This is a genomic window from Frigoribacterium sp. PhB107, from assembly GCF_003751515.1.
In the GTDB taxonomy this organism is placed as follows: Bacteria; Actinomycetota; Actinomycetes; order Actinomycetales; family Microbacteriaceae; genus Frigoribacterium.
Genome location: NZ_RJKU01000003.1, coordinates 234691 through 253848, shown reverse-complemented (window position 1 = coordinate 253848; position 19158 = coordinate 234691). Strand labels below are relative to the sequence as shown.

4 protein-coding genes are annotated in these 19158 nt (G+C 76.8%); all 4 read right to left on the bottom strand.

Annotated elements, in window-relative coordinates:
- Positions 1 to 18: 18 nt before the first annotated feature.
- Genes EDF18_RS14645 through EDF18_RS14630 form a run of 4 tightly spaced genes read right to left on the bottom strand, consistent with a single transcriptional unit; the run spans position 19 to position 19070 of the window.
- Positions 19 to 444 carry a DUF3151 domain-containing protein gene (locus tag EDF18_RS14645; RefSeq protein ID WP_123548550.1) on the bottom strand — a complete coding sequence of 142 codons (426 nt, stop codon included), beginning with the start codon at positions 442 to 444 and terminating at the stop codon, positions 19 to 21.
- 19 nt (positions 445 to 463) lie between these two features.
- The gene (locus EDF18_RS14640) at positions 464 to 3190 is read right to left on the bottom strand and encodes a LuxR C-terminal-related transcriptional regulator (RefSeq protein WP_158614698.1); all 2727 of its coding nucleotides are present in this window, start codon (positions 3188 to 3190) and stop codon (positions 464 to 466) included.
- On the bottom strand, positions 3187 to 3684 hold the full coding sequence (locus EDF18_RS14635) for an FxLYD domain-containing protein (protein WP_233569186.1): 498 nt from the start codon (positions 3682 to 3684) through the stop codon (positions 3187 to 3189). Before EDF18_RS14635 ends, EDF18_RS14640 begins: the two co-directional genes overlap by 4 nt.
- Positions 3681 to 19070, bottom strand: coding sequence for a DUF11 domain-containing protein (locus tag EDF18_RS14630; protein ID WP_123548548.1), 15390 nt, complete (start codon positions 19068 to 19070; stop codon positions 3681 to 3683). Before EDF18_RS14630 ends, EDF18_RS14635 begins: the two co-directional genes overlap by 4 nt.
- Positions 19071 to 19158 lie beyond the last annotated feature (88 nt).

The window sequence follows — 19158 nt, the reverse complement described above, 5'->3', positions numbered from 1 at the left end:
GAGGCGCGGCGGGCGCCGTCAGCGCCGGCCCGCCTCCTCGGCCTCGATCGACGGGGCAGCCGCGGGGTCGGCGTCCGCCAGGAACGTGCCGAGCCGCTCGACCTCGGCGGTCTCGCCGATCGCGGCGGCTCCGCGGCGGAGGGCGAAGAGCGAGCGCAGCACCCCGCGGTTCGGCTCGTGCGACCACGGGACGGGACCCTGTCCGCGCCAGCCGGCTCCGCGCAGCGCGTCGAGGCCGCGGTGGTAACCGACCCGCGCGTACGCGTACGCCTCGAGGTCGGCGCCCCGGGCAGAGGCCTCGTCGCTGAGCAGGGCCCACGCGAGCGACGACGTCGGGTGGGCGACGACGACCTCGGCGAGCGACAGCGTCTCGAGGTCGGCCGTGACGGCAGGGTCGGCGGGCAGGAGGGTCTCGGGCACGCCGAGGAGGTTCGTGGAGGACATGGGTCCATCCTCTCCCGGCTCAGCCGCCGATGAGGCCGCGCTGCGTGGCGGCCTCCACGGCCTCGCGACGGCCGGAGACGCCGAGCTTTCGGTACACGCTCCGCAGCTGCGTCTTGACCGTGTTCACGGAGACGTGCAGCTCGGCGGCGACGGAGGGCAGGCTGCGCTCCGTGGCGAGCGAGCGCAGCACGACCGCCTCGCGCTCTGAGAGCGAGCTGCCGATGGCGTCGGCGGGCAGGTCGCCGGCGAGCGAGCGGCCGGGGCCGAGCATGTCCTCGGCCCGAGGGTCGCCCGACGCGGTCGCCGCGGCGACGAGCTGCTCGAGGTCGTCGCGGGGCACAGTCAGCAGCACGGTGCGGAGGCCGGTGTGGGCCAGCGCGTCGAGCACCGCCGTGAAGGTCGCGAGCGCCGCGGCCGCCCGGTCGAGCCGCAGCTCGGCGACCGCCCTCAGCAGCAGCAGCTGCGACCGGACCCGCTGGTCGGGGACGCCGGCGAGCAGCGCGCCCGAGACGGTGTCGGCGGCACGTCGGGCGTCGGCGCGCAGCAGGTGCGCGGCCCCGCGGCGCAGGACGACCGTGGGGTCGTCGGCCGGTAGGTGCTCCAGCTCCGCCTCGGCCCGGCTCACGCGCCCGACCGCGAGCATCAGGCGCACCCGCGTCGTCGCGAGCAGGTCGCCCGACGCTCCGGCGGTCGGCGAGCGGACGCTCCAGCGCGCCGCCTGGGCGTCGAGGTCGACGAGGTGGCCGGCGACGGCGGTCTGGCCGAGCGAGATCATGGCGGACGCCCGCACGGCGAGGACGATCGGCCAGTGCTCGGACGAGGCCATCAGCGGCTCGACGTCGGGCACGAGCTGCAGGGCCTCGTGCGGCCGGAAGTCCTCGAGCGCGAGCACGGCCCTCGCGAGCCCCACCGGGCCGGCCGTCTCGTCGCCCACCTGGGCGAGCAGGGCGCGGCCGGTGGCGACCTCGCCGATCCACAGGTGCACGAACGCGCTGGCGGCGAGCGACGACGCCCGCTGGGCCGCGTGCTCCGGTCCCGACGCCGCGCCCGACGCCGCGGCGAACGAGCGCAGCGCCTCCTCGGGCGAGCCGTCGAGCAGGGCGGTCACGCCGAGCTGCTGGTGCACGAAGGAGGCGACGGGCGCCATCTCCTCCCGCTCGGCCGGCGACAGGGCCGCGAGCACGACCTCGGCCCGTGCGGCGGCGGCGCGGGCGCGGGCGACGTCGCCGAGCATCCGGCGTGCCTGGGCCTCGACGGCGAGGAGGAACGCCTGGTCGGGCGCGGGGACGGAGCCGACGCGCTCGCCGACGGCCGAGACGACGGCACCGAGGGCCTGCGCGACACGGGCGTGGTGCATGCTCACCGTCGAGAAGGCGAGGGCGGTCATCGCGAGCACGACGGGGTGCCGGGCCGTGCGCCGGCTCGGCAGCGTCCCGAGCACGCCCACCAGCTCGGCCGCGTGCCGCAGGGTGAACGAGGGCCACGACCGCTGCAGCACGCGCGAGAGGAGGGGCATGTCGAGCAGCGCCGCCGCGGCCCTGGCTGCGATCATCGGCTGCTCCGCCTCGAGCGCCCACTCGACGGCCTCCTGGCGCAGCGTGCGGGCGTCGTCGGGCCGCCGGGCGTCCAGCTCGCTCCGCAGCGCCTCGCGCACCGCCGCGTAGTAGGCGAACTCGCCGTGCGCGCCCGTGCTCTCGGTGCGCCAGGCCCCGAGGCCGTCCTCCGCCGCACGGTCGAGCGCGGCCGCGGCGTCGGCGTCGGGCAGGTCGGCGAGGCGCGCCGCGAGCGCCGTGGGCAGGGAGTCGACGACGGAGGTGCGGAGCGCGAACTCCGTGGCGGGCCCGCCACGGAGGTGACGGGCCAGCGAGGCACGGACGTGGTCGAGCGCGCACGCGGCCAGCGCCTCCTCGAACGACCGGCCGCCGCGGTCGACGAGCAGGGTCCGGTCGGCCTCGACACGGTCGGCGACGGCGCGCGCGGACGCCACGACGGCCCCGGCGTGGCCGCCCACGGCGGCGTGCAGCGCGACGACGCGCGAGGCGTCCACGGGACGCCGCAGCACGCCGGTCACGACGACGGCGGCCTCCGCAGGCGTGAGGGCCAGGGCGTCGGGCCCGACCACGACGGTGTCGAGGGCGGCGGCGACGTCGCCCCGCTCGAGCCAGCTGCGGGACCGGGTCGCCACGACCGCCCTGACCCGTCCACCCGAGCCGACGACCGCCTCCAGGTCGGCCCGGGCCGCCGGGTCGTCGAGCAGGTCGAGGTCGTCGAGCACGAGCACGAGGGGCTGGTCGGGGGCGGCGGCGGCCGCGACGAGGGCGGACCGTGAGGGGGCCGGGGCGAGGTCGTCGCCGAGGAGGCGCGCGAGGGCCGACGAGGACCGTCCCGAGGCCCGCAGCGCGAGGCCCACGGCGGCCCAGAAGGCGCGCCGCCGGTCAGCGGCCGGCACGCCGTCGAGCGCCGCGTCGAGGCCGAGCCACAGCACGCGCTCGTCGTCGCGGCGGTGGCGGCGAGCCCAGTCGGCCAGCAGCACCGTCTTGCCGCAGCCCGCCGGCCCGCGGAGCACCACGACGGGCGACCCCGATGCCTCGTCGAGGGCCCTCAGCAGCCGGGGCCGGCTGACCGTCGCGCCCGGCAGCCGCGGCACGCCCGTCGGCGACGCGCCGACCGGCACCGACGCGGCAGGTGCCGACCCGGCGGACGCCGCCGTCGCCGCGCTCGCGGGCACGCCGCTGACGGTGGTCACGCGGCGAAGCGCTCCACGCGCAGCACGCAGCTCAGGTCGGCGGAGTCGACGGCGAGCTGCGCCTCCCACTCGGCGGTCTCGCCCGCGGCGACCGAGTCGAGGTCGACCTGGGTCAAGCCGAGGGTCGCCTGGTCGCCGTCGAGCAGCGACACGTAGATCCGGTAGTGCTGGGCCGCGTCCGTGGGGTTCGCGGCCGTGCCGGTGACCGTGTACGCGCCTCCGTCGAGCTCGCAGGCGGTCTGCTGCACGTCCTGCAGGGCTCCCACGAAGTCGGGCGCCGTGCCCGGGTCGTCCTGGATGTCGGTGACGGCGGGCGCCGCGGCGGCCGTGCTTGAGGGCGTGGGCGACGGGCTGGCGTCGCCGTCGCCTCCCCCGGTGCAGCCGGCGAGGGCGACGACGAGCGCGGCGCCCCCAAGCACGGCCACGGCCGAGCGGGTCAGCGCGGAGCGGGAGCCGGCGGCGGAGGCGCGGAGCAGGGCGGGTCGGGTGGTCATGAGTGTCCTCTCGGGCGAGCGGTCGTCGTGCGCACGTCCCGGTCGCGACGCCGGCCCGTGAGGGCCAGGCCGAGGCCGGCGACCAGCAGCACCAGGGCGAGGAGCGCCGGGGCGGCCACCTCGTCGCCGGTGAAGGCCAGCACGCGGTCGTGGGTCGGGACGACGACGGTGTCGTCGTCGCGGGTCGGGTCGGGGGTCGGGTCGGGGCTCGTCACGGGCGGCACCGTGCCGTCGGGGCCGGTGCCCGTGCCGATCGCGGTCGCCGTGTTGGACACCTCACCGGCTGCCACGTCGGCGGCGGTGACGGTGTACGCGGCGGTCGCGACGACGCGCTGTCCGGGTGCGAGCACGCCGGGCTCGCCGGGCCACGACTCGTACCGTACGTCGCCGAGGCCGGGCATCTCGTCCTCCACGCCGACGCCGACCAGCGTCACCGTGCCGGTGTTGACGACGACGAAGCGGTAGTCGAGCTGCTCGCCGAGGCGTCCGGCGCTGCCGGGCGCGTAGCTGACGGTCTTGGTCAGCTCGACGCCCGAGCGCGGGACCACCGTGACGACGGTCGTGTCCTCGTCGGCGCGCAGGGCGCCTCCCGCGGTCGTCCCGAGGACGGAGGCGGTGTTGCGGACGAGGCCCGCGTCGACGTCGGCCTGGGTCAGCACGTAGTCGGCCGTGGCCGTCACGCCCTGCGCCGGGGCGAGCACGCCCTCGGCGCCGGGCCACGGTCCGAACACGACCTCGCCGAGGCCGGGCAGCTCGTCGGTCAGCGCGAGGCCCGAGAGGGTCTCGTCGCCGGTGTTGACGACCTCGAACCCGAAGCGGACGAGCCCGCCGGCGGCGCCCTCGCCGACGAGGGCGCCGGTCTTGCGCAGCGAGACGCTGGACGAGCCGGGCAGCACGACCCCCGCCTCGTCGACGTCGTCGACCGTCGCGCCGCCGGGCGCCTCGCCCGTGGCGGTCACCTCGGAGGTGACGATCCCCGCGTCGACGTCGCGCTGCGTGAGCACGTACGTGGCGCTCGCGGTCACGCTCTGCCCGGGCTCGAGCACGCCGGGCTCGCCCGGCCAGGTGCCGAACACGATCTGCGAGAGGCCGGGCTGCGCGTCGGACAGCGTCACGCCGCGCAGGGTCACCGAGCCCGCGTTCCGCACGACGTAGCCGAGCTGCAGCACGTCGCCGGCCTTGCCGGTCGCCCCGTCGGCCATGACCTGCGTCTTGGCGACCGTGAGGCCGGCGACGGCGGGCGCGGTGCGCACGGTCGCCTGCGCGGCAGCCCCGACGGCCTCGCCGGTCGGCCGGGTCGAGGAGGCGGTGGCCGTGTTGGTCACGGCGCCCGCGTCGACGTCGGCCTGGGTCAGCGTCGACGTGGCGACGGCCGTCACGGACTCGCCCGGGGCGAGCCTGCCCTCGACGGTCGGCCAGGGGCCGAGCACGAGGGGGCTGAGGCCGGGCAGCGGGTCGGCGACCTGCACGCCCGAGAGCGTGACGCCGCCCTCGTTGCGCAGGGTGATCGTCCAGTCGACGACGTCGTCCGCGAGGCCGGAGCCGCGCAGGGCGCCGGTCTTGGCCATGACCAGGGCGGCGTCCGCGACGAGCGGGGTGCGGCCGTCGGCCGAGGCCGAGACGTCGGCCGGGCCGCCGGGGCTGCCGGGGCCGCCCGGGCCGCGCACGGGCGTGCCGGTCGCGGTGACGGTCGACGCGATCGCGCCGGCGTCGACGTCGGCCTGGGTCAGCACGTAGCCGGCGGTGGCCGTGACGCTCTGGCCGGGGGCCAGCGCGCCGACCGCGCCCGGCCAGGGGCCGACGACGAGGTCGCCGAGACCGGCCTGGCCGTCGGCGAGCCGCACGTCGGTCAGGGTGACCGAGCCGGTGTTCGTGACGGTGAACGTGAAGGGCACGGTGTCGCCGGCGACGCCGGCGGCGCCCTCGGGCAGCACCTGCGTCTTGGTCACGGCGAGGCGCGGCGCGACGTCGGCGGTCGCGATCGTCGCCGCGTCGCTCGCCACGGCCGCGGCGCCGGTCGGGGGGACGCCGGAGGCGGAGGCCGCGTTCACGACCGAGCCCGCGTCGACGTCGGCCTGGGTCACCGCGTACCGGGCCGTGGCGACGACGGACTCGCCGGGGGCCAGCACGCCGGCCGCGTCGGGCCAGCCGTCGGCCGTCCCGCCGGTGTACGTGACCACGGAGAGCCCGGGCAGCGGGTCGCTCACCACGACGTCGGTCAGCGTGACCGTGCCGGTGTTCGTCACGAGGACTCGGTACTCGACCACGTCGCCGACGCGGCCGGAGCCGCCGTCCGCCCACCGCGCCTCCTTGTCGACCGCGAGGGCCGGCGAGGAGGGCAGCACGAGCGGGACGGCGTCGGTCGCCGAGACCGGGGTGGCCGCGGCGTCGTCGCCCACCGCGGTCGCCGTCGCGCGGGTGACGAGCACCCCGGCGTCGACCTCGGCCTGCGTGAGCACGTGCCGGGCGGTGAACGTCGCGGAGGCGCCGGGCGCGAGGACGCGGGCGAAGTCGCCCTGGCCGGTCCACGAGACGAACGAGATGTCGCTGAGGTCCGGCTGCTCGTCGGCGACCGCGACGTCGCGGACGGTGACGTCGCCGGTCGAGGTGACGACCCAGGTGTGGACGACCTCGTCGCCGGCGCGTCCGGTCGCGCCGGGCGCGAGGGCGACCTGCTCGACGAGCCCGAGGCGGGGCCCGTCGGCCGTCAGCGGCACCGTCGTGCGCGCGTCGGCGAGCACGGCTGCTCCCGACGGCGCGGTGCCCGAGACGGTCGCGGCGTTGACGACGCTGCCGCGGTCGACGTCGGCCTGCACGACCACGTAGGTCGCGGTGCCGGTGACGACCTGGCGCGGCGCGAGCACGCCGACCTCGCCCGGCCAGGGGCCGAGCTCGACGGCGGAGACGCCGTTCAGGCGGTCGTCGACCGCGACGCCCGACACCGTGACGGCGCCGGTGTTCGTGATCGTGAAGGCGAACGAGACGCCGTCGCCGACGCGGCCGGTCGTGCCCGAGGGCCCGGCGGTCAGCGCGCCCGTCTTCGTGAGCGCGAGCGAGGCCGTGCCGTCGAGGCGCACCTCCTGCACCTCGGAGGCGCGGACGGCGGGGCCGCTCGGCGGCGTCCCCACGACGCTGCCGCGCGAGGCGACGACGCCGCGGTCGACGTCGGCCTGCGTGAGCACGTAGCTTGCCGTCGCCGTGACCGTCCGGCCGGGCGCGAGGGTGCCGGCCGCCGCGGGCCAGCCGCCGTACGAGACGACGGAGGCGCGGGCCTGGTCGTCCGACACGACGACGCCCGAGAGGGTCGCGTCCCCCGTGTTCGTGACGAGGTACTCGTAGCGGACGACGTCGCCGGCCACCCCGGCGGCCCCGGGCTCCAGGGTCGCCGTCTTGACGATCGACACCGCGGGTGCGGTCACGGCCGCCGCCAGGGCGGCGCCGTCGCGGACGACGAGGGGGTCGCCGGCGCCGGCCGGCGGAGCGGCACGGAGCGTCGCGACGTTCACCAGCGCGCCGGAGTCGACGTCGGCCTGCGTCACGACCCGGTCGACCGTCGTGGTGACGCGCTGGCCCGGGGCGAGCGTGCCGGGGGTGCCCGGCCAGGTCGCCGGCGCGACGACGCCGGAGGGGTCCGCCTCCGTGGCGGCCATCGGGTCGGTCACGACGACGTCGGAGAGCGTCACCGTGCCGGTGTTCGCGACCGCGATCGTGAAGCGGGCGACGTCGCCGACGCGACCGGTGCCTCCGGCGACCCACGACGCCGTCTTGTCGACCGAGGCCGAGGCGGTCCGCGCGAGCTCGACGCCGGCGGCGGCGTCGGACGCGACGACCGAGCCGTCGGGCGTCGTGCCCGTGGTGCGGGCCGGCGAGCTCACGGCGCCGGCGTCGACGTCGGCCTGGGTCAGCACGTACCGCGCGGTGGCGGTGACGCTCTCGCCGGGCAGCAGGCGGTTCGTCGGGCTCGGCCAGGGGCCGAAGACGACCGGGGAGGCGGCGGTCAGGGCGTCCGCCAGGGTCACGCCGGTGAGGGTGGCCGTCCCGGTGTTCGTCACGACGTACGAGAACTCGACCGTGTCGCCGGCGACGCCCGCGGCACCCGTCGCGAGGGCGGCGGTCTTCTCGACGCCGATCGCGGCGGCCGTGGGGGCGGTGGACGCCGTGGCCGTGCTGCGCGCGGTCAGCGGTGCGCCGGTCGGCGGGCTGGCGAGCACCCGCGCCGAGTTCACGACCGAGCCGCTGTCGGCGTCGGCCTGGGTGACCCGGTAGGTCGCCGTGCCGGTGACGGTCTCACCCGGCGCGAGGCGCCCGGCGGTCCCGCTCGGCCAGGTCGCGACGGCCACGGGCGAGAGCCCGACGAGGGCGTCGTCGAACACGACGCCGTCGAGGGTGACGGTGCCGGTGTTCGTCGCGGTGAAGGTGTACCGGAGCGCGTCGCCGGGCGCCGTGCCCGTGGCCGGCGCGACGGTCTTCGCGAACGCCAGCGCGGGCTGCGGCGGCACGACGACGGTCTTCTCGTCGCTCGCGGTCACGGTCTGCGCGGGCGCCGACGAGCGGCCGGAGGTCGTCGCGACGGACGACACCGAGCCGCGGTCGACGTCGGCCTGGGTCAGCACATAGAAGGAGGTCGCCTGCACGGACTCGCCGGGCGCCAGGGTGCCGGCGGTGCCGCCCGGCCAGGTGCCCGTGGTGATCGTGCCGAGGCCCTGCTGGCCGTCGGCGAGGACGACGCCGGTGAGCGTCGTGTTGCCCTGGTTCGTGACGGTGAACGAGTACTCGACCCGGTCGCCGGCGCGACCGGTCGCGCCCTCGGCGAGCTGCGCCTCCTTCGTCAGGCCCACGACCGGGCCCTGCGGCGCCGCCTGCACGGTGGCCGACGCGGGTCGGCGGACGACGGTGCCGTCGGGCGCGGTGGCGAAGGCCGTGGCCGTGTTCGTGATCGCGCCGCCGGCGTCGAGGTCGCTCTGGCGGATCGTGTACGAGGCGCGTCCCATGACCCGCTCGCCCGGGGCGAGCACGCCCACGGCGCCCGGCCAGCGGTCGAACGTCACGTCGCTGAGGCCCGGCATCTCGTCGACGATGTCGAGCAGGCTGAGCGTGACCGTGCCGGTGTTGCGCACCTGGAACGTGTAGTCGACGCCCTGGCCCACCTGGCCGGTCGTGCCGGCGGCGAGGCGCCCTGCCTTGGTGAACGACATGGTCGAGACCTGGTCGACCGTGACTCCGGCCGTGGCGTCGGCGCGCACGGGCGTGCCGCCGGGGCCGGTGCCGGTCACGTGGGAGGCGCTGGTCACGCCCCCGGCGTCGACGTCGGCCTGGGTGAGCGTGTACGTCGTCGTCGCGGTGACGCTCTGGCCGGGCGCGAGGCGACCGGCGGTGCCGCCGGGCCAGGCGCCGAAGACGGGAGCGGGGGCGCCGACCTGGTCGTCGGCGAGCTGGACGCCCGTGACGGTCTGGTTGCCGGGGTTGGTGACGACCCAGCTGAGCTGGACGGCGTCGCCGGCGACGCCGCGCGCCCCCGGCGCGAGCGCCTCGGTCTTGGTCAGCGCGAGGGCAGGTCGTCCGGAGCTGGTCGCGAGCGTCGCGGCGTCCGACGCGCGCACGGTCTCGCCGCGTGCCGGCTGGGCCGAGACCGTGGCGCGGTTCGCGACCGAGCCGGCGTCGAGGTCCTGCTGCGTGAGGACGTAGGAGGCGGCGCCCGCCGCGGTCTCCCCCGGCGCGAGCACGCCCACGACGGCCGGCCACTGCCAGGCGATCGTGCCGAGGCCCGGCAGCGGGTCGGCCACGTCGACGCCCGAGAGCGTCACGGCGCCGGTGTTGCCGACGGTGAACGAGTAGCTGGCGACGTCGCCGACCGCACCCGCGCCTCCTGCGGCGTACGTCACCGACTTGTCGAGCGACACGGCGGCGGGCGCGGTCAGCGGCGTCGACGCGGAGGTGCGCGCGGCGACCGCGTCGCCCTGCGGCGAGGTGCCGGAGGCGACGGCCGGCGACGAGAGACCTCCGGCGTCGACGTCGGCCTGGGTCAGCACGTGGGTGGCCGTCGCGGTGACGCTCTGCCCGGGGGCGAGCGTCCCCGCCGAGGTCGGCCAGGAGCCGACGACGAGGTCGGAGAGCCCGGCCTGCGCGTCGGACAGCACGACGTCGGTCAGCGTCGACGTGCCCGTGTTCGTCACGGTGAACGAGTACGTCACGACGTCGCCGGCCACGCCCGCGGCGCCGACGGGCAGCACCTGGGTCTTGGCGACCGAGAGCGCGGGCGTCGTCGGGGCGAGCGCGAGGGTGTGCACGCCGGTGCCCGTGACGGGCTCGCCCGAGGGCGGTGTCGCGGTGGCGAGCGCCTGGTTGACGACCGCTCCGGCGTCGGCGTCGCCCTGCGTGACCGTGTACGACGCGGTGGCGCGCACCTGCTCGCCGGGGCCGACCTGGCCCACCGGGCCGGGCCACTCGCCGAAGCGGACGTCGCCGACGCCGGCGAGGGCGTCGCGCACCGTCAGCAAGTTCAGGGTCACGTTGCCGCGGTTGACGACGACGAACTCGTAGTCGATGCGGTCGCCGACCACGCCGCGTGCGCCGTCGGCGAGCGTGCCGGTCTTGGTGACCGCGACGTCGGGCCGCTCGACGACCTCGGTGCGCGCGTCGGCGGTGCCGGCGACGCGGGCGCCGCTCGGCGGGGTGCCGCGCGTGGTGGCCGTGCTCGACACGCCGCCCGCGTCGACCTCGGCCTGGCTGAGCACGTGGGTCGCGGTCGCGGTGACCGACCGGCCGGGGGCGAGGGTGCCCGCCGTGCCGCCCGGCCAGGGGCCGAACACGGCGTCGGTGACGCGCGCCTGGCCGTCGCGCACGGTGACGCCGGTGAGCGTGACGCCTCCGGTGTTCGTGACGACGTACGAGTACTGGACGGTGTCGCCGGCGACGCCGGTGGCGTCGGGCGCGAGAGCCTGCGTCTTGACGATGCCGATCGACGGCGCGGCCGAGGTCGCGACGACGGAGGCGGAGGCCCTCGCCGTCGGGGCGGCGCCCGAGCCCGCGGGAGGCGTGCCGCCCGCCGAGGCGGTGTTGACCGCCGCGCCGGAGTCGACGTCGGCCTGCGTGACCACGCGGTCGGTCGTCGCGGCGATCGACTCGCCGGGCAGCAGCGTGCCCTCCGCGGTCGGCCACGTGCCGTACTGCAGCGGCGTCGCGTCGGCCAGCGCCTCGACGATCGCGACGCCGGTCAGCGTCGTCGTGCCGGTGTTGCGCGCCGTCAGCGTGTAGCGCAGGGTGTCGCCGAGCTGGACGGACGGGACGGCCGAGCCGTCGGTCGCGGATGCCCGCTTGTCGAGGACGAGCGCGTTGTCGCGGGTGCTCACGACCGAGCCGTCGGCCTGGTCGGTGACGACCCGCGGGGTGCCCGGGCCGCCGGGCGTGCCCGACGCGCCGGGCGCCGTGCCGCGGGCGACCGCCGAGGAGGCGATGCCCCCGGCGTCGACGTCGGCCTGCGTCAGCCGGTAGGTCGCGGTGGCGGTGATCGACTGGCCGGGCGTCAGGGTGCGGTCCGCGTTCGGCCACGGGCCGAAGACGATCTCGGAGATCCCGGGCTGGGCGTCGGTCAGCTGCACGTCGCTGAGGGTCGTGTCTCCCGCGTTGGTCAGCGTGTACGCGAAGCGCACCTCGTCCCCGGCGACGCCACGGGCGCCTCCGTCGAGCTGCTCGGCCTTGTCGAGCGTGACCGAGGGCGACTGGGCGGCGGTATCGAGGGTGAACGAGCGGGTCGAGGTGATCGGGTCGCCGGCGGGCGGGTTCGCGATGGCCGTGGCGGTGTTCTCGACCCGGCCGCGGTCGACGTCGGCCTGGGTCACCCGGTACGACGCGGTGCCCTGGGCCGAGCTGCCGGGCGCGAGCGAGCGGCCCTCGCCGAGACCCGTGTACGTGACGGCACCGATGCCGGGCAGCGGGTCGCTGACCTCGATCAGGTACAGGGTCACGTTGCCCGTGTTGACGACGTCGAAGGCGTAGTCGACGCGGTCGCCGAGGCGACCGGCCGCGCCGCCGGCGAAGGCGCCGGTCTTCTCGAACGAGTAGCCGGGCGCGGCGGCGACGAGCAGGCTGCGCACGTCGGCGGCCTCGACGCGGTCGCCCGCGGCGTCGACCGAGCGTGCCGTCACGGAGGCGGCGCTCCGGACGCGTCCGGCGTCGACGTCGGCCTGGGTGAGCGTGTACGAGGCCGTGAAGCGCACCGTCTGCCCGGGCGCGATGCGGCTGTCGCCCGTCCACGGGCCGCCGTCGGCGAGGGCGACGTCGCCGAGGCGGGCCTGGTCGTCGCTCACGACGACGTCGGTCAGGGTCGAGGCGCCCGTGTTCGTCACGTCGAAGGTGAACGAGACGCGGTCGCCGGCACGGTGCACCGCGGCGTCGGGGTCGGCGAACAGCTCGGTCTTGACGAGGCCGACCTGCGCGGCGGCGTCGAGCTGGATCGAGGCGCTCGCGACGCCGGTGGGCGTCGTGCCGTCGGGGGCCGACGCGGAGGCGGTGGCCCGGTTGACGAGCCGGCCGTCGTTCGCGTCGACGTCGGCCTGCGTCACCACGTGGCGTCCGGTGCCCTTGACGGACTCCCCCGGCAGCAGCGTGCCGGCGGCCGCGGGCCACGGCCCGAGCTGCACGGTCACGCCTGCCATGTCGTCGGCCACGCCCACGCCGGTCAGCGTCGTGTTGCCCGTGTTCGTGACGAGGAACGAGTACACGACCGTCTCGCCGACGTCGGTCTGCTGGCCGTTGGTCGTCGAGGCGTCGAACGCGGCCGTCTTGGCCAGCGCGAGCGCCGGCGCCCGGGTGACGGGCGCCTCCGCCGCGGCGGACGCCTGGACGGGCCGGCCGTCGGCCGCCGTGCCCGCGGCCGTCGCCGCCGAGCCGATGCGGCCGGCGTCGACGTCGGCCTGGGTCAGCCGGTAGGCGCCCGTCGCCGTGGCGCTCTCGCCCGGCCGCAGCGTCACCGTGGTCGCGGTGCCCGTGCCGAAGGTGACAGCCGAGAGGCGGGCCTGCTCGTCGAGGATCGAGATGCCCGAGACGGTCACGTTGCCGGTGTTGGTGACGACGTAGGTGAAGACGGCACCGTCGTTCGCCGTCGTGGGGCCCGAGGCCGGCGGCGTGACGGTCTCGGTCTTGGTCAGCTCGAGGCGGGGCGCGCTCGTGGCGGTCGCCACGGTCGCGGCCGCGGTGGCCGTGACGGTCCCGCCGCCGGCCCCGGTCGCCGTCGCGCGCGCCGTGTTGACGACGGCTCCCGCGTCGACGTCGCCCTGCGTCAGCACCGAGGAGGCCGTGGCCGTCGCCCGCTCGCCGGGCGCGAGCACGCCGTCGGCGCCCGGCCAGGAGACGACGGGCGTCGTGATGCCGGGCAGGGCGTCGGTGATCGCCGCGCCGGACAGCGTCACCGTGCCGGTGTTGACCAGCACGAAGCGCCACTCGACCGTGTCGCCGACCGCACCGGCGCCTCCTGCGGCCACCTTCCCGGTCTTCGTCAGCTGGACGCCCGGCGCCTGCCGGGTCGTGACCTGTCCGTCGGCGTCGGCGCGCACCACGGCGCCGCGCGGAGCGGTGCCCGTGGCGGTCGCGTTCGAGCCGACCCGCCCGGCGTCGACGTCGGCCTGCACGAGGGTGAAGCTCGAGCTCGCCGTCACCGACTGGCCGGGGGCCAGGGTGCCGGCGGTGCCGCCCGGCCAGGCGCCGTAGACGACGGCCGTGGCGCGGGGCTGCTCGTCGGCCACGCCGACGCCGGTGAGGGTCGTCGTGCCCGTGTTCGTGATCGTGTAGCTGAGGTCGACCGTGTCGCCGACGTCGCCGGCCGCCGTGCCGCGGAGGGCCTCGGTCTTGACGAGCCCGATCGCCTGGCTGCCCACGGCCGTGGGGACGGTCTCGGCGTCGGACGCCGTGACGGTCGTGCCGGGAGCGCCGCCGTCTGCGGCGCCGGCCGGTCCGGTCGCGGAGGCGGTGGCCGTGTTCGCGACGCTGCCCGCGTCGACGTCGGCCTGGGTCAGCACGTAGGTCGCCGTGGCGCGCACGGTCTGGCCGGGGGCGAGCTGGCCGCTCACCGCGCCGGGCCAGGTGCCGTACGAGATCGCGGAGAGGCCGGACAGGCGGTCCTCGACGGTGACGCCCGAGACGGTCTGCGTGCCGGTGTTCGTCACGTCGAAGCGGTAGGTGACGCGGCTGCCGACCGAGCCCGAGCCGGCCACGACGGCCGTCTTGTCGAGCGCGATCGCCGGGGCGGAGCCGATCGGCTGCACGGCCGTAGCCTCGGCCGACGTCTGGACGCCCTGCGGCGTCGCGCCGCGGACGGAGGCGCGGTTGGCCACGCTGCCGGCGTCGGCGTCGGCCTGGGTCACGACGTAGCGGGCCGTGGCGGTGACGGTCTCCCCCGGGGCGAGGCGGCCGGTGGCGCCCGGCCACGTGTAGGCGAGGGGGCCGAGACCGGCCAGCGGGTCGGTGATGCCGACGCCGGTCAGGGTGACGGTGCCGCGGTTCGTCGCCGAGAAGCGGTACTCGAGCGCGTCGCCGGCGCGGCTGGCCGAGCCGCCCGCGACGGGCGCGACCTGCTTCGTGAGCGCGAGCGCGGGCGACGAGGTGATCGGCACGGTCGCGGCGCCGGAGGCGGTGGTCGCCGCCCCGCCGGGGGCCGTGCCGCGGGCCGTCGCCGTGTTGACGACCGCGCCGGCGTCGACGTCGGCCTGCGTCACGGCGGCCGAGGCGCGGGCGACGAGGGCCTGCCCGGGTGCCAGCTGGCCGGGGGTGCCCGGCCAGGTCAGCACGGGCTCGCTGAGGCCGGCGAGCGAGTCGCTCAGCACCACGGAGCCCAGCGTGACCGTGCCCGTGTTCGTCACGCGGATCGTGAAGTCGGCGACGTCGCCGGCGGCGCGGGTCGACCCGGCGCGCAGGGCGCCGCTCTTCGCGACGGCGAGCCCGGCGGTCTGCGGCACCGCGGTCGTGGCCGTCGCGCCCTGGGTCACGAGAGCGTTCTGGGGGGTCCGGCCGGAGGCGGTGGCCGTGTTCACGACGCTGCCCCGGTCGGCGTCCGCCTGCGTCAGGCGGTAGCTGGCCGTGGCCGTGACGGCCTGGCCGGGCGTGAGGGTGCCCGCGGTGCCGCTGGCCCAGGTGCCGTACGAGACGGCCGAGAGACCGGCCAGCGGATCGGTCACGGCGACGCCGCGCAGCGTCACGGCGCCGGTGTTGACGACGCGGAACGAGTAGGTGACGACGTCGCCGGCGGCGCCCGTCGAGCCGGCCGCGAGGGTGCCGGTCTTCGTCAGGCCGAGCGAGCCCGGCGCGCTGATCGGCGCGGTGGCGGAGCTCTGGCCCGAGACGCTGCCGAGGGCGGGGGTCCGGCCGGACGCGGTGGCCGTGTTCACGACGGAGCCCGCGTCGGCGTCCGCCTGCGTCACGGCGTACGTCGCGGTCGCCGTCACGCGCTGGCCCGGCGCGAGCGTGCCGGGGGTGCCGCTCGGCCACGTGCCGTACGACACGGCGGAGAGCCCGGGCAGGGGGTCGGCGACCGCCACCGAGGTGAGGGTCTGCGTGCCCGAGTTCGTCGCGGTGAACGTATAGGTGAGCACGTCGCCCGCGCGGGCCGCGGTGCCCGCGACCGACTTCGTCAGCGCGATCGCGGGGGCCGGGGCGACGGTGACGAGGGCGGACCCGCTCGCGCGCACCGCGCCTCCTGCGGGCGGGGTGCCGGAGGCGGTGGCCGTGTTCGCGACGCTGCCCCGGTCGACGTCGGCCTGGGTCAGCGCGTAGCGCGCGGTCGCCGTCACCTGCTGGCCCGGCGCGAGCGTGCCCGCGGTGCCCGGCCAGGTGCCGTACGTGACGGCCGAGAGCCCGGGCAGCGGGTCGGTCAGGGCGACGCCGGTGAGGCTGACGTTGCCCGAGTTGCGCACGGTGAACGTGTAGTCGACGCGGTCGCCGGCGCGGCCCTGGGCGTCGGCCGCGAGCAGGCCCGACTTGGCGACGGAGATCGCGGGCGACGAGGCGACCGGCACGGTCGCGGCCGCGTTCGAGCTGGCCCGCTGGCCGTTCGCCGGGGTGCCGGTCGCGGTCGCCGTGTTGACGACGGAGCCCGCGTCGACGTCGGCCTGGGTGAGCGCGTAGCTGGCCGTCGCCGAGACCTGCTGGCCCGGTGCGAGACGGCCGGGGGTGCCGCTCGGCCAGGTGCCGAAGGCCACGCGGTCGGCCACCAGCGGGTCGGTGACCGCGACGCCGTCGAGGGTCGAGGCGCCCGTGTTGCGCACCGTGAACGACCAGGTGACGACGTCGCCGACACGGCCGGTCGCGCCCGGGGCGAGCGTGCCCGACTTGGTCAGCGAGACGGTGCTCGCCGCGGCCACGTCGACCGAGGCGGTGGCGGTCTGGCGCACCGCGGCTCCGGACGGCGGGTTGCCCTGCACGGTGGCCGTGTTCTGCACCCGGGCGGCGTCGACGTCGGCCTGGGTCAGCGTGTACGGCGCGGTCGCCGTGACGGCCTGCCCGGGGGCGAGGGTGCCGGCGGTGCCGCTCGGCCAGGTGCCGTACGTGATCGGGCCGACGCCGGCGACGGCGTCGGTGATCGTCACGCCGCGCAGGGTGACGGAGCCGGTGTTGGCGGCGCTGAAGCTCCAGGTGACGACGTCGCCGGCGCGGCCGGAGGCACCGGCGGCGAGTGCGCCGGTCTTCGTCAGCGAGACGGACGAGCCGGTCGAGAGCGGCAGCGTCGCCGCGGCCGCCGACGAGACGGCCGCGCCGCTCGGGGGCGTGCCGGTGCCGGTGGCGCGGTTCACGACCGAGCCGGAGTCGACGTCGCTCTGCCGCACCGTGTAGGTCGCGGTCGCGGTGACCTGCTGGCCGGGGCGCAGGGTGCCGGAGGTGCCGCTCGGCCAGGTGCCGTAGCTGAAGGCCGAGAGACCGGTCAGCGGGTCGCTCGCGGCGACTCCCGTGAGCGTCTGGTTGCCCGTGTTCGACAACGTGACGGTGTACGTGACGACGTCGCCGGCGACTCCGGCGGCGCCTGCGGGCAGCGCGGCGCGCTTGGTGGTGGCGAGGGCGGGCGCGGCGGCGACGGCGACGCTGGTCGAGGCCGTGTTCGACGTGACGGCGGCGCCGCTCGGCGACGCCGCGCGGGCGGTTGCCGTGTTCGGCACGGTGCCGCGGTCGACGTCGGCCTGGGTCAGCGTGTACGGGGCGGTGGCCGTGACCTGCTGCCCGGGGGCGAGGCGGCCGGCCGTGCCGCTCGGCCAGGTGCCGTAGGCGATCGTGCCGACGCCCGCGACGCCGTCGGTGATCGTCGCGCCGGTGACGGTCTGGTTGCCGCTGTTGCGCAGCGTGAAGGAGAAGGTCACGACGTCGCCGGCACGGCCGGTGCTGCCGGCGGGGAGGGCGCCGGTCTTCGTGAGAGCGAGGGCCGGGTTCGCCGGCACGGCGGTGCGGGCGGTCGCGGAGGCGGTGGGCTGGGGGCCGCCGTCGGCGTCGGTGCCGACGACCTGGGCCGTGTTCGAGATCGAGGCGGAGTCGACGACCGCCTGCGTGAGGGCGAAGGTCGCGGTGGCGGTGACCGACTGCCCCTCGCCGAGGGTGCCGGCGGTGCCGCTGGGCCAGGCGCCGTAGGTGAGGCCGGAGAGGCCCGGGAGGCTCGTGTCCGTGATGCTGACGCCCGTGAGGGTGCCGCCGCCGGTGTTGCGGGCGGTGAAGGTGTAGGTGACGACGTCGCCCACGGCCCCGGTCGAGCCGGAGGGGAGCGCGCCCGTCTTCGTGAGCGCGATCGCGCTGAGGTGCACGGTCGTCGTGCCGGTGCTGGTGACGCTGACCGCGCTGTTGCCGGCGGCGGTGCCGGTCGCGGTGGCAGAGCTGACCTGGTTCGCCTGCGTGGGCGGCGGGCCGGTGCAGTTGAAGGTGACCACGGCGCCGACCGCCAGGGTCCCGACGGTCCTCCGGCACTCCGGGTTGTCCGGATCGGCCACGACCACGTTCGTCAGCGCCACGGAGCCCGTGTTCGACACGGTGATCTGGAACCGCGTGTTCTCGGTGGCGACCCGGTACTGGTCGCCGATCGTGCCGTCGAGGCTCTTGACCACCGTCAGGGAGGCGGTGGGCACGCTGAGCACGGCGCTGCGCAGCAGGTACGAGTCGCCGCTGGTGCCGATCTGCAGGTTGATCGAGGTGTCGCCCGCCTGGACGCCGGGAAGGGTCGTGGTCGCGGCGTCGACGCTCGCGTTCGTGAAGACCGGCGTGGCCGCCGACCCGGTCTGCGTGTAGCGCGTCGAGCCGTCGGCGCGGCTGATGCCGACGTTGTCCAGGGCCCCTGCGGCGTTGGGGATCTCGGCGTACGCCCCGGCCTGGCGGTTGTAGCGCATGTAGTCGCCGGTGATGCCCCGGTCGCCCTCGAACAGCGTGTAGCCGAAGCGGGCGGCGCCGAGCGACGAGAAGCCCGAGAACGCGACGGTGAGGTCGGGGTCGGAGGCGCCCTCGCGCACGTGGCCCTCGTAGTAGATGACGCTGTGCGGCTCGGAGGCGGTGTTGCCGGGGACGTAGCTGCCGTAGTCGTAGACGACCGTCAGCGACCAGCCGGCGTAGCAGCCCGCCCCGACGGGGGCCCAGATGTCGCCGGCCGAGACGGCGAGCGCGCTGCCGGTGGCGGCGCCCGCGAAGGCGGCCGTCACGTCGGCGCCGGCGCTGTAGTAGAGCGCCGTGCCGGGGGCCGTGGCGGCGGTGTCCTCGAGCACGCCGGTCGCGGGGACGCTGCGCACGGCGGCCGAGCCGACCTTGAGCTTGGCCGCCTGCGTGCGGTAGCGCGACGAGCTGTCGGGACGGGTCGCCAGCGGCGACTGGCCGCTGACCACCTGGTTCTGCGTCAGAGCGCCGCAGCGCAGCGCGTCGGCTCCGGTGCGCCCCGCGAAGACGCCCGTGTTCGCGCTCCAGCTGAGGAAGGCCTTCGCGACGGTGGCGCCGGAGGGGATGGTGACGGAGGCGGAGCTCGAGTTGGTCGTGAAGCCCGAGACGGTGTTCGAGGCCTGCATCGAGAAGTAGTCGTTGACGTTGTTCGTGGCGGTCGTGGTGCCCGCGTGCAGGTTCGCGCAGGTGCCGGCGCCCGAGACGACGGCCGTGCCGCAGGCGAGCACCCCGTTGCCCACCTGCAGGAAGTCGCCGTTGACCGTGTCCCGCCAGGACGGGGCGGTGCCGCCGGCTGTACCCCACTGGACGACGGCTGCCTCGGCACGTTCGGCGGGGTCGACGAGCGAGAGGCCGGTCACGGGCACGATCACGGCGAGGACGACGGCGACGACGCGCATCGGCAGCGGCCAGGCGCTGCCGCCCGCGCGGTGGCGCGGTCGACGGCGGACGTGGCGGGCGGAGCGGTCACGGCGCGTCGGGGCGTCGGGGGTTGCGGGCACGGCTGATCCTCATTTGTCGGTTCGGCGACCGCGCGCGGCGATCATCGGCCCTCCGGCTCGTGATCGGAGCGGATGCCGAGGCGGGGCT

What these genes read in the sequence shown, in the direction of transcription:
- EDF18_RS14645 (WP_123548550.1), bottom strand. Translation starts at nt 444, where the DNA reads ATGTCCTCCACGAACCTCCTCGGCGTGCCCGAGACCCTCCTGCCCGCC.
- EDF18_RS14635 (WP_233569186.1), bottom strand. Translation starts at nt 3,684, where the DNA reads ATGACCACCCGACCCGCCCTGCTCCGCGCCTCCGCCGCCGGCTCCCGC.